The 22,542-nt window shown below is 71.9% G+C and carries 22 protein-coding genes and 1 pseudogene; 5 read left to right on the top strand and 18 right to left on the bottom strand.

Annotated elements, in window-relative coordinates; translation table 11 throughout:
• Positions 1-256: 256 nt before the first annotated feature.
• Genes ACZ5WC_RS16925 through ACZ5WC_RS16915 form a run of 3 tightly spaced genes read right to left on the bottom strand, consistent with a single transcriptional unit; the run spans position 257 to position 2,362 of the window.
• Positions 257-928 (bottom strand): arsenate reductase/protein-tyrosine-phosphatase family protein, encoded by a 672-nt coding sequence (locus ACZ5WC_RS16925; protein ID WP_468541511.1) that lies wholly within the window; start codon positions 926-928, stop codon positions 257-259.
• Between the two features lie 46 nt (positions 929-974).
• Entirely contained in the window at positions 975-1,943 is a 969-nt protein-coding gene (trxB, locus tag ACZ5WC_RS16920) for a thioredoxin-disulfide reductase (protein WP_468541510.1), read from the bottom strand.
• Entirely contained in the window at positions 1,940-2,362 is a 423-nt protein-coding gene (locus ACZ5WC_RS16915; protein ID WP_468541509.1) for an arsenate reductase ArsC, read from the bottom strand. The genes trxB and ACZ5WC_RS16915 overlap by 4 nt, the downstream gene beginning before the upstream one ends.
• Before the next feature lie 91 nt (positions 2,363-2,453).
• On the opposite strand from ACZ5WC_RS16915, the gene ACZ5WC_RS16910 reads away from it, so the two are divergent.
• Together ACZ5WC_RS16910 and arsB are read left to right on the top strand one after the other, a co-directional pair.
• Entirely contained in the window at positions 2,454-2,762 is a 309-nt protein-coding gene (locus ACZ5WC_RS16910) for an ArsR/SmtB family transcription factor (protein WP_468541508.1), read from the top strand.
• Positions 2,759-3,847, top strand: a complete 1,089-nt coding sequence (gene arsB / locus ACZ5WC_RS16905) for an ACR3 family arsenite efflux transporter (protein ID WP_468541507.1) — start codon at positions 2,759-2,761, stop codon at positions 3,845-3,847. Before ACZ5WC_RS16910 ends, arsB begins: the two co-directional genes overlap by 4 nt.
• A 142-nt stretch (positions 3,848-3,989) precedes the next feature.
• Here arsB and ACZ5WC_RS16900 read toward each other — a convergent pair whose 3' ends face one another.
• Together ACZ5WC_RS16900 and ACZ5WC_RS16895 are read right to left on the bottom strand one after the other, a co-directional pair.
• Positions 3,990-4,487, bottom strand: a complete 498-nt coding sequence (locus ACZ5WC_RS16900) for a GNAT family N-acetyltransferase (protein WP_468541506.1) — start codon at positions 4,485-4,487, stop codon at positions 3,990-3,992.
• Complete coding sequence (locus ACZ5WC_RS16895) at positions 4,484-4,846, bottom strand: ArsR/SmtB family transcription factor (protein WP_468541505.1); 363 nt, start codon at positions 4,844-4,846, stop codon at positions 4,484-4,486. The genes ACZ5WC_RS16900 and ACZ5WC_RS16895 overlap by 4 nt, the downstream gene beginning before the upstream one ends.
• Positions 4,847-5,033: 187 nt before the next feature.
• Here ACZ5WC_RS16895 and ACZ5WC_RS16890 point away from each other — a divergent pair, with 187 nt between their 5' ends.
• Positions 5,034-6,527 carry an NAD(P)-binding domain-containing protein gene (locus ACZ5WC_RS16890; RefSeq protein ID WP_468541504.1) on the top strand — a complete coding sequence of 498 codons (1,494 nt, stop codon included), beginning with the start codon at positions 5,034-5,036 and terminating at the stop codon, positions 6,525-6,527.
• Positions 6,528-6,745: 218 nt separating this feature from the next.
• Here ACZ5WC_RS16890 and ACZ5WC_RS16885 read toward each other — a convergent pair whose 3' ends face one another.
• Positions 6,746-7,303 carry a GbsR/MarR family transcriptional regulator gene (locus tag ACZ5WC_RS16885; RefSeq protein ID WP_468541503.1) on the bottom strand — a complete coding sequence of 186 codons (558 nt, stop codon included), beginning with the start codon at positions 7,301-7,303 and terminating at the stop codon, positions 6,746-6,748.
• 149 nt (positions 7,304-7,452) lie between these two features.
• Between ACZ5WC_RS16885 and ACZ5WC_RS16880 the strand changes: the two genes are divergently transcribed.
• Together ACZ5WC_RS16880 and ACZ5WC_RS16875 are read left to right on the top strand one after the other, a co-directional pair.
• A complete protein-coding gene (locus ACZ5WC_RS16880; protein ID WP_468541502.1) occupies positions 7,453-8,442 on the top strand; it encodes an ABC transporter ATP-binding protein in 990 nt (329 codons plus the stop codon).
• Positions 8,439-10,091, top strand: coding sequence for an ABC transporter permease (locus tag ACZ5WC_RS16875; RefSeq protein WP_468541501.1), 1,653 nt, complete (start codon positions 8,439-8,441; stop codon positions 10,089-10,091). Before ACZ5WC_RS16880 ends, ACZ5WC_RS16875 begins: the two co-directional genes overlap by 4 nt.
• Before the next feature lie 101 nt (positions 10,092-10,192).
• Here ACZ5WC_RS16875 and ACZ5WC_RS16870 read toward each other — a convergent pair whose 3' ends face one another.
• The 12 genes and pseudogenes from ACZ5WC_RS16870 to ACZ5WC_RS16815 form a co-directional block, all read right to left on the bottom strand.
• Positions 10,193-10,300: an alpha/beta fold hydrolase gene (locus ACZ5WC_RS16870; RefSeq protein WP_468541699.1), complete on the bottom strand. Its 108-nt coding sequence runs from the start codon at positions 10,298-10,300 to the stop codon at positions 10,193-10,195.
• 98 nt (positions 10,301-10,398) lie between these two features.
• A pseudogene (locus ACZ5WC_RS16865) lies at positions 10,399-10,875 on the bottom strand (alpha/beta fold hydrolase); the annotation flags it as partial.
• A 238-nt stretch (positions 10,876-11,113) separates the two neighbouring features.
• On the bottom strand, positions 11,114-12,151 hold the full coding sequence (locus ACZ5WC_RS16860) for a PucR family transcriptional regulator (protein ID WP_468541500.1): 1,038 nt from the start codon (positions 12,149-12,151) through the stop codon (positions 11,114-11,116).
• A gap of 776 nt (positions 12,152-12,927) precedes the next feature.
• Complete coding sequence (locus ACZ5WC_RS16855; protein WP_468541499.1) at positions 12,928-13,230, bottom strand: chorismate mutase family protein; 303 nt, start codon at positions 13,228-13,230, stop codon at positions 12,928-12,930.
• Positions 13,227-14,483, bottom strand: a complete 1,257-nt coding sequence (locus ACZ5WC_RS16850; protein WP_468541498.1) for an ATP-grasp domain-containing protein — start codon at positions 14,481-14,483, stop codon at positions 13,227-13,229. The genes ACZ5WC_RS16855 and ACZ5WC_RS16850 overlap by 4 nt, the downstream gene beginning before the upstream one ends.
• Before the next feature lie 38 nt (positions 14,484-14,521).
• The gene (locus ACZ5WC_RS16845; protein ID WP_468541497.1) at positions 14,522-15,754 is read right to left on the bottom strand and encodes an ATP-grasp domain-containing protein; all 1,233 of its coding nucleotides are present in this window, start codon (positions 15,752-15,754) and stop codon (positions 14,522-14,524) included.
• 10 nt (positions 15,755-15,764) lie between these two features.
• The gene (locus tag ACZ5WC_RS16840) at positions 15,765-17,033 is read right to left on the bottom strand and encodes an MFS transporter (RefSeq protein ID WP_468541496.1); all 1,269 of its coding nucleotides are present in this window, start codon (positions 17,031-17,033) and stop codon (positions 15,765-15,767) included.
• 69 nt (positions 17,034-17,102) lie between these two features.
• Entirely contained in the window at positions 17,103-18,356 is a 1,254-nt protein-coding gene (locus ACZ5WC_RS16835) for an aminotransferase class I/II-fold pyridoxal phosphate-dependent enzyme (RefSeq protein ID WP_468541495.1), read from the bottom strand.
• On the bottom strand, positions 18,353-19,291 hold the full coding sequence (locus ACZ5WC_RS16830; protein ID WP_468541494.1) for a prephenate dehydrogenase dimerization domain-containing protein: 939 nt from the start codon (positions 19,289-19,291) through the stop codon (positions 18,353-18,355). The genes ACZ5WC_RS16835 and ACZ5WC_RS16830 overlap by 4 nt, the downstream gene beginning before the upstream one ends.
• Positions 19,288-21,357 (bottom strand): aminodeoxychorismate synthase component I, encoded by a 2,070-nt coding sequence (pabB, locus tag ACZ5WC_RS16825; protein ID WP_468541493.1) that lies wholly within the window; start codon positions 21,355-21,357, stop codon positions 19,288-19,290. Before pabB ends, ACZ5WC_RS16830 begins: the two co-directional genes overlap by 4 nt.
• Positions 21,354-21,671: a chorismate mutase family protein gene (locus tag ACZ5WC_RS16820; protein WP_468541492.1), complete on the bottom strand. Its 318-nt coding sequence runs from the start codon at positions 21,669-21,671 to the stop codon at positions 21,354-21,356. Before ACZ5WC_RS16820 ends, pabB begins: the two co-directional genes overlap by 4 nt.
• Positions 21,668-22,540, bottom strand: coding sequence for a N5-glutamine methyltransferase family protein (locus ACZ5WC_RS16815; protein WP_468541491.1), 873 nt, complete (start codon positions 22,538-22,540; stop codon positions 21,668-21,670). Before ACZ5WC_RS16815 ends, ACZ5WC_RS16820 begins: the two co-directional genes overlap by 4 nt.
• Between the last annotated feature and the right edge of the window lie 2 nt (positions 22,541-22,542).

Here is a 22,542-nt window from a genome sequence, read left to right as displayed (position 1 = left end):
ACGGCGGGCAGTGGAACAGTTCCTCCAAATCCGATGAAGGCGGGAGCAGTTCCTCCGCGAATCAGCCGAGGACGTCACCAGGGATTCACCGACCCGCCTGAGGAACCATCAAGCCCGCGCCCGACCGGAAACCCGCGCCGGTCGGCGCACACCAAGGGGCGTGTGCCGATGCGGGCTGATACGGGCTGATGCGGGCTGATACGGCCCAAGGCACTCAAACACTCATCAAAGCCCGGCACCCCGGGGGCGCGCCGGATCAAGCCGGTGACGCCGGCGCCCCCAGGAGTTCGCCGACGAGCTTGCCCACCCGGACCTCCAGGGTGTCCCGTACGGCCCGAGCGCTCTCGATGTCCAGGCCGCTCAGGTCCGGCAGGCCCCAGTCGATGTAGCGGCGCCCCGGCCGTACGGGGCACGCGTCGCCGCAGCCGAGCGTGACGACCACGTCCGCTGCCGCCACCACCTCCGCCGTCAGCGGTTTGGGGAAATCATCGGCCGCCTCCATTCCCTGCTCCGCGAGGAGCCGGCGCACCACCGGGGCGATATCGGAGGCGGGGGCGGAGCCCGCCGTCATGACGAGGACCGCGCCCGCCGCGCGCCGCCTCATCAGGGCGGCGGCCAGCTGGGAGCGCCCGGCGTTCTCCGTGCACACGAAAAGGACCTCGGGAACGCACTTGGGACGGATGCCCGACCCGCGCGCCAGGGCGCCGAGCCGCTGATCCGCGAAGCGCTCGACGAGCACCGGGAGGTGCGTGCCCACCCGGGCCCGGCCGCCCAGCAGACCGGCGCACTCGGTCACGTACCGCTCGACCGTCTCGTACGAGAACGACGTCCGGTGGCGCGCCGCCAAGCGGCGGGTGATGCGGCCGAGCAGGGTGCTCGTGTCCCGCAAGGGCGGTATCGGCCGCCCGAGATGAGCCGGCTCGTCCACCGCGCACCTCCCTGATGCGTACGGGCCGGGCGCCGTCCGGTCCGGGTCAGACCGTGGCCGTGGCCATGGCCGGGGGCTTGTCCGCCAGGGCGGCGAGGTAGCGCTCTGCGTCGAGCCCTGCCGCGGCGCCGGTTCCGGCGGCGGTGATGGCCTGGCGGTAGGTGTGGTCGACGACGTCACCGGCGGCGAAGACGCCGGGGAGGCTCGTGCGGGTGGAAGGGGACTCCACCCTGATATAGCCCTCGTCGTCGAGGTCGACCTGGTCGGTGAAGAGTTCGGTGCGGGGGTCGTGGCCGATGGCGATGAAGAGGCCCGTGGCCGCCAGTTCGCGGGTACGGCCCGTAAGCGTGTCGCGCAGGGCCACTCCGCCGAGCATGCCGTTCTCCTCCTTGATCTCGACGATCTCGCTGTCGAATGCGAAGGAGATGTTGTCGTCGGCGAAGGCACGGTTCCGCATGACCTGGGAGGCGCGCAGGGTGGAGCGGCGGTGGACGACGGTGACGGAGCGGGCGAAGCGGGTGAGGAAGGTGGCCTCTTCCATGGCGGTGTCGCCGCCGCCGACCACGACGATGTCGCGGTCGCGGAAGAAGAATCCGTCACAGGTGGCGCACCAGGAGACCCCGCGGCCGGACAGCTTCTCCTCGTTCGGGAGGCCGAGCTTGCGGCAGCCGGATCCGGTGGCGATGATCACCGCCCTGGCGCGGTGGACCGTGCCCTCGGAGTCCGTGAGTTCCTTGGTCTCGCGGGCGAGGTCGACGGAGACGATGTCGTCGTCGATCATCTCGGCGCCGAACTTCTCGGCCTGGGCCCGCATGTTCTCCATGAGGACCGGCCCGTGGACACCGTCCGGGAAGCCGGGGAAGTTCTCGACCTCGGTCGTCGTGGTCAGCGAGCCGCCCACGAAGATCGAGCTGCCGAACAGCAGGGGCTTCAGCTGGGCGCGGGCGGCGTAGAGGGCGGCGGCGTACCCGGCGGGGCCGGATCCGATGACGACGACCTCGCGGATCTCGCTCATGCGGTCCGCTCCGGGTCCACCGGGGCGATCTCCTCGATCAGGTTCTCGACGAGCTTCTTGATCTCGTCGCGGATCGGGCGGACGGCCTCGACGCCCTGGCCCGCCGGGTCCTCAAGCGTCCAGTCGAGATAGCGCTTGCCGGGGAAGACGGGGCAGGTGTCGCCGCAGCCCATGGTGATGCAGACGTCGGAGGCCTTGACCGCGTCGACGGTGAGGATCTTGGGGGTCTCGGCGGCGATGTCGATACCGACCTCGCGCATGGCCTCGACGGCGGCGGGGTTGACCTGGTCGGCGGGGGCGGAACCGGCGGAGCGGACCTCGACGCGGTCCCCGGCCAGATGCGACAGCCACGCGGCGGCCATCTGGGAACGGCCGGCGTTGTGGACGCAGACGAACAGGACGGAAGGCTTCTCGGACACGACTGGTCTCACTTGTCTCACGGCGAAGTCAGGCACGAAGGACATCAGCACCCGGTGGTGTCAGCGACCACTGATGTGAGAGTATCAGCCCATGATGACGTCAGTCGACACTGAACTAATCCGGGTCCTGGGTGATCCCCTGCGCCTGCGGATCGTGACCCTGCTCGCCCGCGAGACCCTGTGCACCACTCACCTCGTCGAGGAGACCGGTGCCCGGCAGACCAATCTCTCCAACCATCTGAGAGTGCTGCGCGAGGCCGGAATCGTGGAGACCGAGCCCTGCGGCCGCTTCACCTACTACAAGCTCCGGCCGGACGTCATCGCCCAGCTCGCCGGCCAGTTCGCCGACCTGGCCGAGTCCGCGCGTACCGCCGCCGACAACAAGAGGGCCTGCCCGTGACCCCCACCCAAGCGCCCGCGACCACCGACGAGCCCTCGGTGGTCGCGAAGCTTTCCACCCTCGATCGCTTCCTCGCCGTCTGGATCCTCCTGGCCATGGGCCTGGGGCTGGGTCTGGGCCGGCTCATCCCCGGGCTGAACGACGCGCTGGCCAAGGTCGAGATCGGCGGCATCTCGCTCCCGATCGCCGCCGGCCTGCTGATCATGATGTACCCGGTTCTCGCCAAGGTCCGTTACGACAAGCTCGACGCCGTCACCGGCGACCGCAAGCTGATGGCCTCCTCGCTGGTCGTCAACTGGGTCCTCGGCCCGGCGCTCATGTTCGCGCTGGCCTGGATCTTCCTGCCGGACCTGCCCGAGTACCGCACCGGCCTGATCATCGTCGGCCTGGCCCGCTGCATCGCCATGGTCATCATCTGGAACGACCTCGCCTGCGGCGACCGCGAGGCCGCCGCCGTCCTCGTCGCCCTGAACTCCGTCTTCCAGGTCATCGCCTTCGGCGTCCTGGGCTGGTTCTACCTCGACCTGCTGCCCGGATGGCTCGGCCTCGGCGACGGTGAGCACCTCGACATCTCCATGTGGAAGATCGCGTTGAACGTCGTCATCTTCCTCGGGGTCCCCCTGGTCGCGGGCTTCCTGACCCGCCGCATCGGCGAGAAGAAGATGGGCCGCGAGTCCTACGAGCGGAAGTTCCTGCCGAAGATCGGCCCGTGGGCCCTCTACGGCCTGCTCTTCACGATCGTCGTCCTCTTCGCCCTCCAGGGGAAGACCATCACCTCGCAGCCGCTGGACGTCGTCCGCATCGCGCTGCCGCTCCTGGTCTACTTCGCGGTGATGTGGTTCGGCACGTTCCTGCTCGGCAAGGCCATCGGCCTGAACTACGACCGCACCGCCACGCTCGCCTTCACGGCCGCCGGGAACAACTTCGAGCTCGCCATCGCGGTCGCCATCGCCACCTTCGGCGTCACTTCCGGCCAGGCCCTCTCCGGGGTCGTCGGTCCGCTGATCGAGGTTCCGGTGCTGGTGGCGCTGGTGTACGTCTCGCTCGCCTGGCGCAAGAAGTTCACCGCGGCGCCGGTGAAGTAGGCCGCCGCGAAGCATCGTTCGGCTGCCCCGCCCTACGCGGTGGGGCAGCCGTGCCGAAGAGGGGCCGTGCGGCGGCGGGCAGCACGCGACCGCCTCGGCACAGCCCGGCGTCGCGGTGGACACCACCCTGAAGCGGCCGCGCTCACACCTGGGCGCTGCGGCGTTCGACGAGGACGGTGTCGCGCCGGCGGCCTTGGTGGCGGCCGATGCGCTCGCGGGTGCCGATGACCCGGAATCCGGCCCGCTCATGGACGGCGAGGCCGGCCGCGTTCTCCGGGAGGATGCCCGCTTGGACGGTCCAGATCCCGGCCGCCTCGGTGGAGTCGACCAGCGCCTTCAGCGGCGCCGAGGCGACTCCTTGGCCCCGGGAGCCGGGACGCACGCAGACGGAGTGCTCGACGACGCCCGCGTACGCGCAGCGGTCGGAGACCCGGGTGGCGGCGACCCAGCCCAGGACCCGCCCGCTCTCGTCGAGCGCGGCGAAGCGGTGCTCGGGCAGCTTGCCGGTGTCGAACTCCTCCCAGGTCGGTGCGGTGGTCTCGAACGCGGCGTTGCCCTCGTCGATGACGGCCTGGCAGATGGCGACGACCTCGTCGGCGTGCTCGGCACTCTGCGGAACGACGAGGACGGAGGCGGTCACGCGCCGGAGGCCTTCGTGAGCAGCTGCCCCATGGCCGCGAGGACGGCCGGTTCGACGCGGTAGTAGACCCAGGTGCCGCGCCGCTCGGAGGAGAGCAGCCCGGCCTCCTTGAGCTTCTTGAGGTGGTGGGACACCGTGGGCTGGGAGACGCCGACGTCAGAGATGTCGCAGACGCATGCCTCGCCGCCCTCGTGCGAGGCGACGGCGGAGAACAACCGCAGCCGGACCGGATCTCCCAGCGCCTTGAACATCCTGGCGCTCCGCTCGGCCTCCTCCGCCGTCAGCGGCCGTTCGTCCAGCGGCGGACAGCAGGGCTCGACGGTGGGCTCCAGCAGAGGCAGCACCTTCGCATTCGACATACATCTATGTTGACACACGTCGAACCAAGTGCGACCGGACCGGACCGCCCGGCGCCATTGACGGCCACATCGACGCACCCCGGGACCAGTCGCAAGTTCGATAAACGTCTATGTTGATATCCATCGATGCAAGTGCCATGCTGGGATCTCAAGAGATCGACAGATGTCGAAACAAAGGGGAATCGCCATGAGCGCCACCGCCGCCGAACAGCTGCCCGTCGTGGTCGTCGGGGCCGGTCCCGTAGGTCTGGCCGCCGCCGCCCATCTCGTCGACCGGGGCCTTCAGCCGCTGGTCCTGGAAGCGGGCTCCCGGGCGGGTGCGGCGGTGCGCGAGTGGTCGCACGTACGGCTCTTCTCCACCTGGGGCGAGCTCACCGACCCGGCCGCCGAGAAGCTCCTCGCCCCCACCGGCTGGGCCAAGCCCGACACCGGGACCTACCCGACCGGCGGCGACTGGGCGGAACGGTACCTTCAGCCGCTCTCCGACGCCCTCGGCGAGCGGGTACGCCTCGGCGCCCGGGTCACCGGCGTCTCCCGCGTCGGCCGTGACCGGATCGTCGACGCCGACCGCGAGACCCAGCCCTTCTCCGTCCATGTCACCTACACCGACGGCCGCGAGGAGAAGATCCTCGCCCGCTCGGTGATCGACGCTTCCGGCACCTGGGCCACCCCCGGTCCGGCCGGCGGGGACGGGCTGTCGGCCCCGGGCGAGCGCGCGGCGGCCGACCGGATCTCCTACCGCGTCCCCGACCTCAAGGACCCCGCCGTACGGGCCCGTTACGCAGGCAGGCGCACGGCCGTCATCGGCTCCGGCGCCTCCGCCTTCACGGCGCTCGCCTCCCTGGCCGACCTCGCGAGGTCCGAGGCCGACACGGGGACGGGCGCGGGAACGGGTGCGGGGACAGGCACCGGCGCGGGTGCAGGCGCGGGTGCAGGCACAGGGACAGGCACCAGCGCGGGCACGGGAACGAGGACGGGCACTGGAACCGGCGCGGGAACGGGGGCAGGCGCGGGCACCGGCTCCGGCACGCACGCCACCTGGGTCCTGCGCCGCGGCATCTCGGGCTCCACCTTCGGCGGCGGCACCGCCGACCAGCTGCCCGCCCGCGGCGCACTCGGCCTCGCCGCGAAGGCCGCCGTCGACGAGGGCCACGCCGACGCGGTCACAGGCTTCCGTACGGGGGCGTTCGAAAGGGCGGGCGACCAGGTGATCCTCGTTGCCGAGGACGGCCGCCGTCTCGACCCCGTGGACGAGGTCATCGTCCTCACCGGCCTGCGCCCGGACCTGTCCTTCCTCTCCGAACTCCGCCTCGGCCTCGACGAGCGCCTCCAGGCCCCGGTCGGGCTCGCCCCGCTCATCGACCCGAACCAGCACTCCTGCGGCACCGTCTACCCGCACGGAGTCAGGGAGCTCTCCCACCCCGAGAAGGACGTCCACCTCGTCGGCTTGAAGTCCTACGGCCGGGCACCCACCTTCCTCGCCATGACCGGCTACGAGCAGGTCCGCTCCGTGGCCGCCGCCATCGCCGGCGACCAGGAAGCCGCCGAGCGGGTCGAACTCACCCTGCCCGAGACGGGCGTCTGCGGCGGAGCCGGCCTTTTCGACGAGCCCGAGGCGGACCAGACCGAGAGCGACGGCTGCTGCGCCGCCCCCACCACCCCGGCCGCCGCCTTCCAGTAGCCCGCTTTCGCCGCGCTCATCCGCTGATGGGGCACGCGCCCGCAGCCGCGCCCCGGCCCGTCCCTCGCCCTGGGTGCCGTGACCCGCTCACCCGTCCCCTGCGCCCTGACCCGCTCCCGGCCCGGCGTTCCGAGCTCGCCCTGTTCCGACCTCGCCCTGGAAACGGCCGACGCCGTCATCGTCCGCGACGGCCTCGCCCCCCGGGGCAAATCCCGTGGTCAGCGGCCGAGATGCTGGGCTTTGTGCGCGGCCCAGCGCTCCATCAGCGACCCCAACTCCTTATCCAGGAACTGGAAGAACTCCAGCGTGTCGTTGATCCTGCGCCCCTGGGGGGTTTCGAGCCCGAAGTGGCTCACGCCCTCCCGCAATGTCGCCTGCCAGTTCCTCAGCATGGCGTCGCGCTCCATCAGAGCGCTGTACCACTGATCGCCCTGCACCCGGTAACGCTCACGCCGCGAACCCGGCTCCCTCTCACGGCTGACCATGTTGACCTGGGCGAGATAGCGAACGGCTCCTGATACGGCTGCCGGACTGATCTTGAGCCGCTCCCCCAGTTCGGCGGAGGTCAGGTCCCCCCGCTCGGAGGAGAGCAACGCGGCGAAGACCCTGGCCGGCATACGGGCCATCCCGGCTTCGACGAGCTGGGCGGCGAAGCGCTCGACGAACCGTGAGGCGGCGGCCTCGTCGTCGGCGGCGGCCTCCCGGCCATCGCTACAACGACTGTCGTTCGAACGGCCGCCGTCCACACGGCCGTCTTCTCGCCGCCGCTCACTCATGCCCTGACCCCAGTCCTTGCGATTCGGCGCCCTGATGCCCCCAGCGCCCCGACGCCCCCGACGCCCCCGACGCCCGGCGGAAGTCTACCGAGTGATTCATACGGTTCCTTAACTTCACATACTTCTGAAGAAAGCGTACGTTCGGCACCATGACGAAGGCAATCAATGTGGCCGGACTGCACAAATCGTTCGGCCGGACGCACGCCCTCGACGGCATGGACCTCTCCGTCGACACCGGCGAGGTGCACGGCTTCCTCGGCCCCAACGGAGCAGGCAAGTCCACCACCATCCGGGTCCTGCTCGGGCTGTTGCGCGGCGACTCCGGCTCCGCGCAGCTCCTGGGCAAGGACCCGTGGAAGGACGCCGTCGAGCTGCACCGGCGACTCGCCTACGTACCCGGCGACGTCGAGCTGTGGCCCAATCTCACCGGCGGGGAAGCCATCGACCTGCTCTCCAAGCTGCGCGGCGGCCTCGACCGGCAGCGGCTCGACGAGCTCGTCGAGCGGTTCGACCTCGACCCGACCAAGAAGGGCCGCGCCTACTCCAAGGGCAACCGGCAGAAGGTCGCCATCGTCGCCGCCCTCGCCTCCGACGCCGAACTGCTACTCCTGGACGAGCCCACGGCGGGCCTCGACCCCTTGATGGAGGTCGTCTTCCAGGACGTCATCCTTCAGGCGAAGGCCGCGGGCAGGACCGTGCTGCTCTCCAGCCACATCCTGGCCCAGGTCGAGAAGCTCTGTGACCGCGTGAGCATCATCCGGCAGGGCCGCAACGTGCAGTCGGGCACCCTGAGCGAGATGCGCCACCTGACACGCACGACGGTGGAGGCCGAGACCGAGCACCCGGCCACCGGACTCGACACCCTGCCCGGCGTCCACGGGGTTCGAGCGGAGAACCACCGGGTGAGTTTCGCCGTCGACGGCGCACACCTCGACGCCGTCATCCGCAGGCTCGGCGAGTTCGGTATCCGCAGTCTGATCAGCCATCCGCCCACACTGGAGGAGTTGATGCTGCGTCACTACGGCGACGAGCTCGCCGCCAACGGCGGCCCCGGGCGTACCGACGACTCCGCAGGCCCAGGGGGTACGGACCCCGGCGCGGTCACTCCGGTCCACGGTGGCGAGGGGACGGCCCGATGACCGCCACCGCGGCAGCGCCCGAGACCCACAGCTCCGCCGGACCCGGCGCAGGTGCCTTCGCCGGTACCGCGACCCTCATCCGGTTCGCCCTGCGCAGGGACCGGGTCCGCCTATCGGTCTGGCTGCTCGCGCTCGCCCTGGGCACGCTCTCCACAGCGAGCGAATACGCGACCCTGTACGCCACCGCGGAGGAACGAGCCGGGGTCGCCGCCACCATGGACAGCCCTGCCGCGCTCGCCATGACCGGCCCGCGCCACTACCTCTCCGACTACGGCATCGGTGCGATGCTCGGTCACCAACTGCTCGGGTTCATGGCGGTCCTGGTCGGCCTGATGAGCGTCCTGACCGTCATCCGGCACACGCGGAACGAGGAGGAGACCGGCCGGGCCGAGCTGGTGCGCTCCACCGTCGTCGGACACCACGCCCAACTGGCCTCCGCGCTGGCGGTCGCCGCCGCCGCCAACGTGGCCCTCGCCGTCCTCGTGGCCCTGGCCCTTGTCTCGTCGCGCATCGACGGCATCGGCACCGGCGAGGCACTGCTGTACGGGCTCACGCACACCGTGATCGGCCTCGTCTTCGCCGGCATCGCCGCCGTCACCGCGCAGGTGACCGCCCATGCCCGAGGTGCTGCCGGCATGGCACTCGCGCTGATCGGTGTCGCCTACGTGCTCCGCGCCTCCGGCGACGTCGGCAACGACGCTCTGTCCTGGCTCACCCCGATCGGCTGGATCCAGCGCACCTACGTCTTCGTCGACAACCGCTGGTGGCCCCTGCTGCTCTGCCTGGCGTCGGCCGCGCTCACCGCCGCCACCGGCTTCCTGCTGAGCACCCGACGCGACGTCGGCGCCGGTCTCCGACCGGCCCGGCCCGGCCGCCGTACCGCGTCCGAAGCCCTCACCCGGCCCTTCGGCTTCGCCCTGCGGCTGCACCGGGCGACCCTGCTGGGCTTCGGCGCCGGACTGTTCCTGATGGGCGTCATGTACGGCTCCATCCTCGGCGACGCCGCCGACATGGTGAAGGACATCGAACAGGTCCGGGAGGCACTGGCGGAGATCGGCGGCAGCTCCGTCGCCGAGTCGTTCGCGTCGATGGTGATGGTCGTCATCGCGGTCGTCGCCGCTGTGTACGTGGTGATGGCCGGCCTGCGACCGCGGGCCGAGGAGAGCGCGGGCCGCGCCGAACCGCTGTTGGCCACCGGCCTCTCACGCCACCGCTGGCTCGGCAGCCATGTCGCCGTCGCGCTGGCCGGCGGCACGGCGCTGCTGCTCGCGGCCGGGCTGGGATTCGGCGTCGCGGGCGCCGCGTCCACCGGGGACGCCGCCCTCGTAGGGGAGTTGCTCGGGGCCGCGGCCGTGTACGCGCCCGCGCTGTGGGTGACCGGGGGCGTGGCGGTCGTACTCTTCGGCTGGTACCCGCGCGCCGCGTCGGCGGCCTGGATCGTGCCCGTGTACGCGTTCCTCGTCGGGTACCTCGGCGCGATTCTCCGGTTCCCCGACTGGATGAACAACCTCTCGCCCTTCGGCCACGCTCCCCGGCTGCCCGCCGCCCGGATGGACTGGACCCCTGTCCTCGTCCTCACCGCCCTCGCAGCCGGTCTGATCCTGCTGGGGCTGGCGGGCTTCCGCCGCCGGGACCTGGAGACGAAATAGCGGGCGGGTGAGCGGGCCTGCCCTCGGGACGGGACGCGACAGGGGCGCGGGCCCTGCTCCTCCGGCGGCACGCACCAGCTGTCCGGCACACCGCCCAGGTGTCACCGCACCCCATGAGCCCTGAGGAACTCCTCCACCACCCCGCGGACCTCCTCGGGCGCCTCGTCCAGGAGCAGGTGCCCCGCGCCTTCGACCACCCTGAGCTCCACCCCCAAACGACGCCGCGCGGCCGGCCCAGGGCTCCCGGCGGCAGGAAGAGGTCGAACCGCCCCGTAGCGACCAGCACCGGGGCGGCCCGGGACCGTTCCAGCAGGGCGGGCGGCAGCGGCGCCGGGGCGAGGCTGGTGCGGCAGCAGCGCGCGACCAGATCCATCCATGCGCTCAGGTGTCCGGGTACCGCGCGCCCCGGCGCGGACATGCGGCGCAGCAACTCCTCCGCTCGTGGCGCCGAAGGGCGCAGGAGCCAGGGGACGGTGGCGGCCACCAGCGGAACGGGGACCCGCAGGCGCGTGACGCCGGCACTGGAGAGCAGCACCCGACCGGCGATGAGAGGGGAGTCGCCGGCGAGCGCCACCGCGCCGCCCAGGGAATGCCCCACCACCACGGCCGGCTCCCGTACCACCAGAGGCAGGACCTCGCTCAGCCACCTCCCGTACCAAGCCGTGCGCCCGGCGCGGGGCCGCCGACCCGAGCTGAGCCCCGGCTGGCCGGGCAGGTCCAGGATCACCACACGGTGTTCGCGGGCCAGCGCTTCGGCGACGGCCGGGCACAGGGCGGCGTTCATGTTCGTACCCGGCAGCAGAACGACGGCCGGGGCTCCGCCGCGCGGTTCGGGGCCCAGGGTCACGACGCTGGCGGGCCCGGCCGATGTCGCCACCTCGCGGCGGACATGCGCCACGTGCCACGCGTCCAGCCGGCTCAGGCACCAGTGCCGGACCTCCCGCTGAGCCGCGGTACTTCTGTAGACAGAGGGCACGTACCCGTCCTTCGTGATCGGCGTCGGCGGATGAGCGGCGGCAGGGTCAGAGCTTCTGATCGGGCCAGTTGAGGATGCGGGCTCCGATGACCGCGGTCTGAAGGGCGTATCGGTGCCGGGGGTTGGTCGGGTCGGATCCGGTGAGCTGGTGGATGCGCTCCAGCCGGTAGGTGAGTGCGCGGACGCTCAGGGAGAGGTTCCGGGCCGCGTGGGTGGTGACGCACCCCGCGTCGAAATAGGCGGTGAGGGTGTCCAGATGGGGCTGCGGGCCGCTACGGGTGGCGAGCAGCGGGCCGAGCGTGGTTCGGACGAGGTCGGCCATGGCCTGCCGGTCGCGGGTCAGCACCGGATACACGAGAAGTTCCGCCGCGTGCAGCACCGGATCATCGAGTTCCAGCCGGACCGCCAGGTCCAGGGCCTGAAGGGCCTCCTCGTAGGAGTGGACCACGCCGCCCGCACCCGGGTGCGGGCGTCCGACGGCGGCCCTCCCGCCGTCGGTCGCGGCGTGGGCCTGCTTGGCGAAGTGGACGAGGACGTCTCGCTGGTCGCCGGGGGCGATACAGATCATCCGGCCGTCCTTGGTGGTGAGCAGGACGCTGCGGTCGCCGAAGCGTCCGGTCACGGCCCGCTCCACGAGGCGAGGCACGGCCTCGCCTTCGAGGTAGGGGTCGGGGCCTTCGGCGACGGCGACGGCATGGGCGTGGGAGAGCCGCAGCCCGAACTGCTCCGCACGCTCCACCAGGCGCCCCAGGTCGCCACGCCCGTACAGCAGGTCGTCGATGAACTCGCGGCGCCGCAACTCCTCCTGGCGGAAGGCGAGTTGCTGGGCCCTCTCGTAGCCCTCGCAGAGTGCCTCGACGGCGATCTGCACCGTGGCGAGCACACGGTCCGCGCCAGCGGTCCCGGTGGGCCAGGCGGCACGGGCCCGTGCGAGGTGGTGCACGACCAGGGCGCGCAGCGTGATGCCGTCGGCGGCCGCCTGTTCCCCGAAGACCCGCAGGCCCTCCAACTCGGCCTCGTCGGGTTCCCGCCCCGCCACCGCAGCCGAGGCCAGCAGGGTTTCGTATCCGGTGCACGTCTGCATCCCGTAGTCCTGTCTCAGGGTTCCGCCTGTACGGCCGCGGGGCCGCCGATGCCTTCGGGCTCGACGCTCCGGCTCAGGCGGGGCGGTCGTCGGCGTGGGTGACGGACTCTGTCGGCTCCGGCCCGGCGAAGGGCCTCACAAGCCCCGGGAGCGGCTCCGCTGTCGAGGTCGGGCCGCCGCGGTGCCCAGCACCTGCCGACGGCCCGGGGACGGCGTCATCGGCGACCGGCACACCGGAGCCTCCTCCCGGAGAACAGATCCGGGGATCCCGTGCGGTGGGGCGGTCGTTCGTACACGGCGGGCAGCCTTCCGGGGTCGCGGCGGACGGAGGGACGGCTGCCCCCGCCGCCGACCAGACTTCCCGGCACACCAGCGCCCGTGACGGCGCGTTTCGCACATCCTAGTGGCGATCCCCGGCGGAAGGCATGGTGCGCCGACCGCCCTGGGAGTCCGCTCAAGCTCAGCAACGGTACGGGACGCCCGGCCCTGGGCACCCGGTGCCCGTGCGACACCTGGACATGCCCCTGTTTACGTGATCGCGTGCGGGCCGGCCTGGTGGCCGTGCGGCAGGCATGAGGACGACGAGACAGGGGGGTAGCTCCGCCCCGCCGCCCGGACCGTAGAAGCCGCATCGGCGAGACAGGGGCCACAACCGCACAGCCACCAGCGCGCCGCAGGGCCACCCGAGTCCTGCGGCCGCTTCGCCATGCCCGCACAACCACGGCCGGTCACACGCCACGAACCCGCACCGCGAAACTCACGGCGTCACTTCCGTCTCACCGGACTGGGACTTCCGACCCGTGCGTCAGCTGCGAGAGCACCAGCACGGCCCGGCCGATGTCGACCCCCTGCCGGCCGAGCTCCTCGGCGTATCGGCCCAGGACCCCGTTCTCCCGGGCCAGTTCTGAGGCCGGCAGCCCAGACCTCCGCCGCGCCGACTGCTCGTACCGGGCGAGCTCCGCCCGGCGCAGCACCATGGAGATGATCTGGCCGTCGAGGTCGTCGAGCCGCGCCCGGAGCTCCCGTCCGCCGGTGTGCGCCGGGGCGGCTGCCCCCCGTCGTGCCACAAGTGCGGTCACAGCAGGTCCAGGGGGTCGGCGCGGACCTTGGTGACGAACGCGAGCCGGCCGATCGCCTCCCGGGCCAGGGCCAGCGCCCGCTCCGCGGTGTCGGCGTGGGCCCGGGCATGCGCCAGTCGGGAGTCGGAGCTCTGCAGGCCGCCCAGCGTGCTCCCTGCCGTCCCCGACAGCTCCAGCTGAACGCCCTCGGCCTGCGGTCCCTCGGCGCCGGTGATCTCGACGAGCGTGCCGGTCGCGGGCGCGCCCGCGAACCAGATCGCCTCGGCGCGCGGGGCGCGCGCCGGGTCGGAGAGCGCCGCCCGTACGTCCGGCAGCACCTTCTCGCCGACGCACTGGCGCAGTTGGTACTCGACCAGGTCCACGCCCGTCGTGTCGGTGACCATGTTCCAGATCTCGTCGCCGCCGACCCGCAGGTGGGTCTCGATGATCCGAGGCCCGGACTCGGTGAGCACGATCTCGGTGTGCGTCGGCCCGGACTGCACGCCGAGTGCGTCCAGCGCCGCGGTGACGTAGGCCTGGATCTCCATCCGCTGCTCCGGCTCCAGCGGGGCGGGCATGACGTGGCCGACCTCCACCAGGCTCACGGGGTCGGAGTACTTGCGGGTGACCACGACCACCACGTGCTCGCCCAGCTCGGAGAACGCCTCCACGCTGTACTGGTCGCCGGTGAGGAACTGCTCCGCCACGACCTCGACGGGCTCGTCCGTGCCGCGCGCCCGGTCGAAGGCCGCCGCCGCCTCCTGGGCGGTGCCGATCACCGAGACGCCCGTGCTGGACGTGCCCCGGCGGGGTTTGACGACACACGGGTAGCCGTGGGCGGCGGCGAAGGCGCGCAGCTCCTCCGGAGTCCGCACCTCGGCGGACGGCACGGTCTCCACGCCGGCCGAGGCCAGCCGCCCGCGCATGGCGTACTTGTCGAAGACCACCCGGACGGTCTCCGGATCGTGCGTGGGCACGCCCAGTGCCCGGCCCACCTCGGCGGCGGCCTCCTGGCACTGGTCGCCGAAGGTTCCGATCCGCGTGACCGGTTCAAGGGCATGCACGGTGCGGGCGAGTTCGATCCACTCCGCTACGGGCGCGTTCGCGCCGACCGCGAGGATACGGGCGTGCCCGAGGGGCTCCTCCAGCTTGGCCAGGTGTTCCGGCCGGCACAGGACGCTGGTGGTGACGGTACGGCCGAGCGCGTCGCCGTGGGCGCGCATCCGGCCGGGGATGTCGTATCCGTTGCCGAAGACCAGGACGTGTTCTGACATGGTGATGCTCTCTGTCGGTGGGATGGGCGGACCCGCGGTCACGTCGGATCCGTGGTCACGGTGATCTTTCCGGCCAGCTGTTCCGCGAGGGCGACGGCGGCCCCGGTGTCGGCGGCGGTGACCAGGATCTGGCCGGTCCGGTCCCAACTGGCCTCCAGCGGACCTGTGGTGTCGCCGACGGACACCGCCACGTCCACCCCGAGGACCCCCTCGTGCGCCCGGACCTCCTCGACGCCCTGGACGCCCGTGACCCGCCCGGGCTCGGCGGTGAGGAAGCGAGTCGCGGCGGCGGCGCGCGGCTCCGGCGGTGCTTCCAGGGCGGGCAGCACGCCCGTGGCCCAGCCGACCGTGTACGCCTCGATGTCGACGCCGTACGCGGCCTCGACGAGCTCCATGATCCGGTCCCCGCCGGGCCGGGCGTGGGACTCGATCACCCGCGGCCCGCGAGCGGTCAGCTTCACCTCGGTGTGCGCGGGACCGTGCCGCAGGTCCACCGCGTCCAGGAAATCCGTCACGCAGGCGAGGAGGGCCGCCCTCTCCGGCTCGGCGAGCCGGGCGGGCAACGCGTGCCCGGACTCGACGAAGTTGCCGTGGGTGGCCTTCTCGGTCACCGCGAGCGGAACATGCCGGCCGTCGAAGCTCAGCGACTCCACACTGAACTCCCGGCCGTCCAGGTACTCCTCCATGAGGAACCGCCCCATGGGGAAGTAGTTCGCGAACTTATGGTCCGTACTGGCGCGCAGCCGCAGGACGTCCCGCCAGGCGTCGTCGATCTCGTCCGGCCCGCGCACGAGCCGCACGCCGAAGCTGGCCGCCGCGTCGACCGGCTTCACGACGAACGGGTACCCGTGCCGCTGCCCGAACTCACCCAGGCTGTCGAGCCCTTCGACCGGCGCGGCCGCCACCGCGCCCGGCCGTCCGGCGAGCTGCGCGCGCATCGACTCCTTGTCCCGCATCAGCCGGGCGCAGTGGTGGCTGACACCCCGCAGTCCGAGCGTCTCGGCGATCAGTCCGACCGGTTCGACGCCGGGTTCGGTGATGGTGGCGACACCGTCGAATCCGTACACCTCGTGGGCAGCCGTCACCAGCGGGCGCAGCACGGACCAGTCGGTGTAGTCGACCAGCAGGGCGGCCTCGACCAGGGCGGCGTGCTCGGGCCGGTACTCCTCGGGGCGCTGCACGTTGACCACGCGCAGGCCCAGGTCACGGGCCTTGCGCACGGTCTCCACCCGGCCGCCGATCACCAGCAGGGTGCGGCTGTCCTCGGTCATCCGTTCCTCCTCAGTCCTTCACCAGCGCGTCGTCGGACATGCCGAGCGGCCCGGTCCCGGCCGCGTCGTTCCGCGCGGCGAGGGCGCGCTCGCCCCAGCGCACGACCGGCACGGTCGCGAGGCCCGCGGCGACGAACAGAGCGCCGAGCAGGATCCAGCCGGGTGCGCCCCAGTAGACGAGCAGCCCGGTCAGCATGAGCGGTCCGACGATCTCGGCGACGGTGAGACCGGACCCGAAGAAGGCCTGGTACTGGCCGTGCTTGCCGTCCGGCGCGAGGCCGAAACTGATCTCCCAGGAGCCGGCCATCTGCACCATCTCGCCCATCGTCTGCACCGCCGCGGCGGCGACCAGGATCAGCACCGCCGACCAGGCGGAGCCGCCACTGCCGGAGAAGGCGAAGACGACACAGCTCGCGCCGAGCAGCAGGGCGCCGCGCACCACGTACCGGGCGGCGCTCGTCAGGTCGGTGACGCCGCGTGCCACCCGTACCTGGAAGAACACCACGGCGACGGTGTTGATGATGAACATCACTGACAGGACCCACGGCGGGGCCTCGGTGTGTCCGACGATCCACAGCGGCAGCGCCACGTCGATGAGCGGCACGTGCAGCACCAGAACGAGGTTGAGCAGGCTGATGGCGACGTACGGACGGTCCTTGTGGACCGGCTGCGGCTTCTCGCCCTTGGCGGGCGCGGGCGACGGCGGAACCGACGGCACGCGCGACAGGACGAAGGCCGCCACCGCGAAGGCCCCCGAGTTCAGTGCGAAGGCCGCGAGATAGGCCTCCCGTGAGTCGAACAGCAGCACGATGCCGCCGAGTGCGGCGCCCACCGACAGGCCCGCGTTGTAGCTGGCCTGAAGGACTGCACGGACCTTGGTGAACTGCTCCTTCGGCACCACTCCCGCGAGCAGGGCCTGCTGGGCGGCGGAGCCGCTGCGCTGGGCGACCGCGTACAGACTCGCCGACAGCACGAACAGCGGGAAGGACCGGACGAACAGGTACGAGCCGACGGCGAGGGCCGCACAGGCGAAGAGGATGACAGCGCTCCGGCGTACTCCCGTCCGGTCCGCGAGATGTCCGAGCGGCACGCCGACCACCAGCGCCACCGTCCAGGCGATGGTCAGCCCCAGGCCGAGCTGGGCCGGGGAGAGCCCGGCGACCGTGGTGAAGAACAGGGCGGCGGTGACGTAGTACGCGCCGTCGCCGGTCCTGCTGATCAGCTGGGCGACGGCCAGGGTGCGGGGTGGTCCCGGCGGGGGGACGAAGCTCTTCTGCATGTGGTTCCTCCGGTGGCCCGCCGGGCAGCGGCCGGGCGGTCGGGCAGGTGCGAGTGGGTCGTGACGCCCCTAGGCGGTGTACTCGATCGGGCCGAGCGCTTCCACCGCGGTCTCCAGGTGCGCGACCTCGTGCGTCGCGGAGAGCGCGAAACGGATGAGTCCGGTGCCCCTGGCGACGGTCGGGAAGAAGGCGGGCAGAACGAGGATTCCGGCGGTACGCAGCCGGCGCGCGGCCTCGAACGCGGCGGCCTCGGTGCTGAAGTGGGCGCCGCGGATCGGCGAGCGCTGACCGGCGCTGACGAGCCGGCCCCCCGTCAGCTTGTCGAAGTGCTCGGCGTTGGACCACAGCCGCTCCTGGAGCCGCGCCACCTCACCGTTCAGGTGCAGTTCGGCGGCGGCGACGTCGGCGGCGAGCAGCGGCAGCATGATCGAGTGCCCGAAGACCAGCGGGTTGGCGAACTTGCGCAGGACGCGTACGTCGTCCTGCGTGGGCAGGACGACGAAGCCGCCCGCGCCACCGAACGCCTTGGACAGCGAACCGACCAGCATCACGTTGTCGGGCAGTCCGCCCTCGAACGCCTCGTACGCGTATCCCGCGCCCTGCGCCCCGTCGATGGAGACACCGTGCGCGTCGTCCACGTACAGCAGCCCGCCCGCGCTGCGCAGCGCGTCGGCGAGCCCGGCCACGTCGACGAGCCCGCCCATGGAGCCGACGCCGTCGACGAGCGCGATGGGCGTGCGGCCGTCGGCGACCGCCTCGGCCAGGCGCCCGGCGAGACTGTCCGGGTCCGTCAGGTCGAACCGGCGGACGGGGCCGATCTGCTCCATGACCCCGCGCAGCACCTGCATCGAGGCGTGGGCGGTCTTCTCGACGAGGAACAGCGGACCCCGCTCGGCGACGGGATATCCGGGCAGGGCGCCGTTGCCGAGCAGAGGCAGCACGCCGAGGTGGACATTGCTGACGGAGGTGAAGGGGACGACGAGCCGGCCGCCGTATATCTCGCCGAGAAGTTCCTCAAGCCGGCCGAGGTACATCGGACGCATCCGGTTGCGCGAGGACGAGAAGTGGACGCCGAAGCGGAGGAGGGCGTCCTGTGCCGCCGCGACGAGCGCCGGGTGCTGCTCCAGGCCCAGGTACGAACAGGAGACGAACTCGACGGCCCCACCGCCGTCCGCCAGTTCCACCGTCTTGCCCTCGCGGCCGGTGATGACATGGCCGGTCAGGCCCTCGTCGAAAGCCCGGTCCAGGGAGTCGGTGGTCTTGTCCATACGGGCTGAGACCCAGTTGGCGTGCTGGTCGGCGCGCTGTCCTCGGCTGGTCATACGGTCTCCTCGGGAGTGGCGGTCAGGGCGCCGGGCAGATGGGTGAAGAGGTCGGCGCAGGCGTCCCGGAAGTGCGGGAGCCGGTCGCCGAGGACGCCTGACAGGGCGTCCAGGTGGTGGGCGAACTCCCCCTCGTCGCCTTCCCGGGCGAGGTCGCGCATCCGGTCGACGCCCCGGGCGAGCGCGTCGCGGGCGCGGTCGGCGAGCGGGTTGGCGAACTGGACGTCCCAGTACACCTCGGGGGTGCCGGAGGCGATCCGGGCGAGCAGCGCGAGCAGGGTCGCGTGCGGTGGCGGTGCGACGGCGGCCAGTTCCTCGATGCCGACGTCGAGTTCGGACAGGGCCTGGCCGAAGGCGAGCACGGTGGCGTGGGTGAGGGCCTGGGAGGCGGCGGCCAGCCGGTCGTGCCGCTCGGCGTCCATCCTGACGATCCGGCCACCCGCCGCGGCGACCAGGCCGAGGAGTTCTTCGACGAGGGGGCCGCCGTGCAACACGACGCAGGCCACGGGCCGGCCGGGGACGCCCAGCGACGGCGCGAACATCGGGTTGAGCCCGACCGACTGGAGGCCGGGGGCGTGTTCGGCGACGGCGGCGGCGATCCGGGACTTCACCGAGAGCGTGTCCGCGAGCAGCGCGTGCGACGGCAGGACGTCGGCGAGCACCGGCATCGCGGCGAGTGCCACCGGCTCGGGCACCGCGAGCAACAGCAGGTCGGCGGCTGCCAGTTCGTCGCTCAGGGCTCGGTCGGGAGCGGTGATGTCGCCCTTGATGCGGCGGACGCCGGGTATGCCCGCGGTGAACGGTTCGGGGTCGACCACGCAGACGTCGCGGCCGCCGTCGGCGAGCAGGGCCGTGAACAGCCTTCCCACGGCCCCCGAGCCGCCCGCCACGACGCACCGCCGGACCGCCGCGTCGGATCGCTCGGCGGCGCTCACGCGTTCACCGCCCCGGCCCGGACCGGCACTCGGCCGGCGACGATGGCCGCGGTCATGATCCGCGACTTGACCAGGGTCTCCTCGAACTCGTCGGCAGGGTCGGACAGCGCGATGACCGCTCCGCCGACGCCGAACGACGCGCCGTCGCCGGTGGCCACGATCGTCCGTATGACGATGCTGAGGTCGGCGGCGCCGCCGAGCGAGAACCAGCCGAGAGCGCCCGAGTACACCCCGCGCGGCCCTTCTTCGAGACGGTCGATGATCTCCATGGTGCGCAGTTTGGGCGCGCCGGTCATCGAGCCCCCGGGGAAGGAGGCCCGCACGCAGTCCACCGCCGAGACGCCGTCGCGCAGCGTGCCCCGTACGGTGCTGACGAGCTGGTGCACGGGGGCGTACGTCTCCACGTCGAAGAGCTTGGGCACGTGGACCGAGCCGACCTCGCACACGGTATTGAGGTCGTTGCGGAGCAGGTCCACGATCATCAGGTTCTCGGCGCGGTCCTTCTCGCTGGCCAGCAGTCCCTCGCGCAGCGCCCGGTCCTCCTCGGGGTCGGCGGCGCGCGGCCGGGTGCCCTTGATCGGCTTCGATTCAGCGACCCGGTCCGTGCCGATGGTCAGGAACCGCTCCGGGGAAGCGCTGAGAACGGCGACGTCGGGGAAGGAGAGCAGCGCGCCGTACGGGACGGGGCTGATCGCCCGCATCGACCGGTAGGTGCCCAGCGGGTCGAGGGTGGCGGTCGTGGAGACCATGTTGGTCAGACAGATCTCGTAGGACTCGCCGTTGTGGATCTCCTCCAGGCACTCGCCGATCCGCGCCAGGTACTCCTCCTCGCTGTGCCGCTGCACCAGCGAGGCCGCGGCGAGCGGAGTCGCCCCGGTGAGCGGCCGGCGTTCCCGGACCGTCTCGGAGGGCAGCAGCGCGAGCCGGACCGCCGTGGCGTCGAGCCACTTGGTGGCTTCGGGGTCGGCCGCCTCGGTGCTGAGGCAGAGCAGGTACGTGCGGCGCTCGGCGTGGTCGACGACGACGGCCCGGTCGGCGAAGAGCAGCGCCGCGTCCGGGGTGGCGGCGGTGTGCGCGGCCGTGGCCCCGGACTCGGCCTTCAGCTCGTAACCGAGATAGCCGACGTAGCCGAGGTTGAAGGAGAACGGCAGCCGGGCGTCGACGGGCAGCGCGCGCCGCCGCAGTTCGGCGTCGAGGTAGTCGAAGAACCCCCGGGCCACGAGTTCGTCGGGACGGCCCGCGCGCTCGACGCGCACCGTGCGGGTGGCCACCCGGTAGGTGACGTACTCGGCGAGCGGGCCGCTTCCGTCACCGAGAATGGAGAAGCGGGAGTCGCCGTCGGCGTGGGAGCCGCTGTCGAGCCAGAAGCCGTGCGGACGGTCGCCGAACAGCTCGGCGTACACCGCCTCCGTGTCGGGCGCCAGGTCGAGAGCGCGGACGTTCAGGTGGTACGCCGACGGGGGCGCCGTGGTCGGCTCCCGACGCGCCAGGGTCAGGTCGCGGAAGTTGGCGAGCAGCTCACGGCCGTACTCGCTGGAGATCGACTCGGGGTGGAACTGGACGCCCCACAGGGGCCGGCTCCGGTGGCGCAGCCCCATGACGACGCCGTCCTCGGTCCAGGCGACGGCCTCAAGGTCGTCGGAGAGCGCGGTGACGGCGAGCGAGTGGTAGCGCACCACGTCGAACCGCGCCGGCAGACCGGCGAAGAGGTCCTCGCCGTTGTGCCGGATCCGGGAGAGCCGGCCGTGCATCGGCTCGGCGGCGTGCTCGACGGTGCCGCCGAACAGGGCGGCGATGCCCTGATGGCCGAGGCAGACGCCGAGGACGGGCAGCCCGGAGCCGAGGATCGCCTGGCTGCTCACGCCGAAGTCACGATCGCGGTCAGGGCGTCCGGGGCCGGGGGAGATGACGATGTTGTCGTAGTCCCCCAGGTGCAGAGCGGCCCAGTCGACGTCGTTGCGGACGACGACGGGCGGCTGCCCGTTCACCTCTCCCAGGAACTGGTAGAGGTTGTAGGTGAAGGAGTCGTAGTTGTCGACAAGGAGGGTGCGGACGTGGCCGTTCATGAGGCGTCGTCCCTCGCCGGTCCGTCGATGACCAGGTCTTCGACCCGGCAGGTCTCCTCGATGATCAGGTCGTACAAGCGGCGCAGGAACGAGCCGTCGACTCCGTGTTCGGCCCCGAAGCGGGCCGCGCGTTCCTGCACGATGCCGATCCGGTGCGGCTGCATCATCGGGACGTCGTGCTCCCGCTTGAACTCCGCGATACGCACGCAGATGTCGATCCGGGTCTTCAGGATGTCGAGCAGTTGCGCGTCGGTGAGGTCGAGTTCGGCGCGCATCCCTGCCAGACCGGCCTCGGCGTTCGAGGTCGTCGTCATGCCTGTGCCTTTCTGAATGTCGTGGTGTAACGGGGGCGGTTCTCCTGGTCGTGGTGCCCCTCGGTGCCGGAGAACTCTCCGGTGGCGTGGAGCAGCCCGGGTACCACGTCGATCTGTGCGTCTCCGTGCTCGATCGCCAGAGCGCCGCCAGGCCGCAGCAGCCGCGCCGCGCAGTCCACGACGGCACGGATCACATCGAGCCCGTCGGCCCCGCCGAAGACGGCCGTCCGCGGGTGGTGCTCGCCCCATTCGGGCAGGAGCCTCGTACCCAGGGGCACGTACGGCGGGTTGGCGAGCACCAGGTCCACACGGCCGTCCAGGCCGGCGAGCAGCGCCGGGTCCGTGACATCCCCCCGGTGCACGGTGACCGGCGTGTCTCCGGCCCTCTCCCGTGCCGCCGCGTTGCCGCGGGCACAGGCGAGGGCGGCCTCGTCCAGGTCGACCGCGTGGACGGCGGCGTCGGGCCGGGCGTGGCCGACCGCGAGGGCGACCGCACCCGAACCCGTGCACAGGTCGACGACCAGGGGAGCCTCGGTCTTCTCCACCGCGGAGAGCCCCCAGGCCAACAGAAGTTCGGTCGGGAAGCGCGGGACGAAGACGTGCTCGTTCACCGTGACGTCGATGCCGCCGAGGCGGGCCCGCCCGGTCAGATGACCGAGCGGGATCCGGCCGGCCCGCCGGGCGACAAGCGCGCGCAGTTCGCCCGCCGCCGCCGCCGGTACCGGGAGGCCGGGCTCCAGGGTGCTCTCCCCCAGGCCCAGGACGTGGGCCGCCAGGGTCTCGGCATCCTCTCGCGGGCTCCATACCCCCGAGTCGGCGAGGACGCGCTCGGCGTCCCTGAGCAGTTCTTCGAGTGGCTGGTCGACCACCT

It is taken from the genome of Streptomyces sp. NPDC033165 (assembly GCF_055577965.1).
Note: the sequence above shows the minus strand (reverse complement) of the source record. Positions and strands in the feature narration are given on the sequence as shown.

Bases quoted from the DNA above. Each gene is read 5' to 3' on its own strand.
- trxB (WP_468541510.1), bottom strand. From the start codon at position 1,943: ATGAGCGAGATCCGCGAGGTCGTCGTCATCGGATCCGGCCCCGCCGGG.
- ACZ5WC_RS16910 (WP_468541508.1), top strand. From the start codon at position 2,454: ATGATGACGTCAGTCGACACTGAACTAATCCGGGTCCTGGGTGATCCC.
- ACZ5WC_RS16895 (WP_468541505.1), bottom strand. From the start codon at position 4,846: ATGTCGAATGCGAAGGTGCTGCCTCTGCTGGAGCCCACCGTCGAGCCC.
- ACZ5WC_RS16890 (WP_468541504.1), top strand. From the start codon at position 5,034: ATGAGCGCCACCGCCGCCGAACAGCTGCCCGTCGTGGTCGTCGGGGCC.
- ACZ5WC_RS16885 (WP_468541503.1), bottom strand. From the start codon at position 7,303: ATGAGTGAGCGGCGGCGAGAAGACGGCCGTGTGGACGGCGGCCGTTCG.
- ACZ5WC_RS16880 (WP_468541502.1), top strand. From the start codon at position 7,453: ATGACGAAGGCAATCAATGTGGCCGGACTGCACAAATCGTTCGGCCGG.
- ACZ5WC_RS16875 (WP_468541501.1), top strand. From the start codon at position 8,439: ATGACCGCCACCGCGGCAGCGCCCGAGACCCACAGCTCCGCCGGACCC.
- ACZ5WC_RS16860 (WP_468541500.1), bottom strand. From the start codon at position 12,151: ATGCAGACGTGCACCGGATACGAAACCCTGCTGGCCTCGGCTGCGGTG.
- ACZ5WC_RS16850 (WP_468541498.1), bottom strand. From the start codon at position 14,483: ATGTCAGAACACGTCCTGGTCTTCGGCAACGGATACGACATCCCCGGC.
- ACZ5WC_RS16845 (WP_468541497.1), bottom strand. From the start codon at position 15,754: ATGACCGAGGACAGCCGCACCCTGCTGGTGATCGGCGGCCGGGTGGAG.
- ACZ5WC_RS16840 (WP_468541496.1), bottom strand. From the start codon at position 17,033: ATGCAGAAGAGCTTCGTCCCCCCGCCGGGACCACCCCGCACCCTGGCC.
- ACZ5WC_RS16835 (WP_468541495.1), bottom strand. From the start codon at position 18,356: ATGACCAGCCGAGGACAGCGCGCCGACCAGCACGCCAACTGGGTCTCA.
- pabB (WP_468541493.1), bottom strand. From the start codon at position 21,357: ATGAACGGCCACGTCCGCACCCTCCTTGTCGACAACTACGACTCCTTC.
- ACZ5WC_RS16820 (WP_468541492.1), bottom strand. From the start codon at position 21,671: ATGACGACGACCTCGAACGCCGAGGCCGGTCTGGCAGGGATGCGCGCC.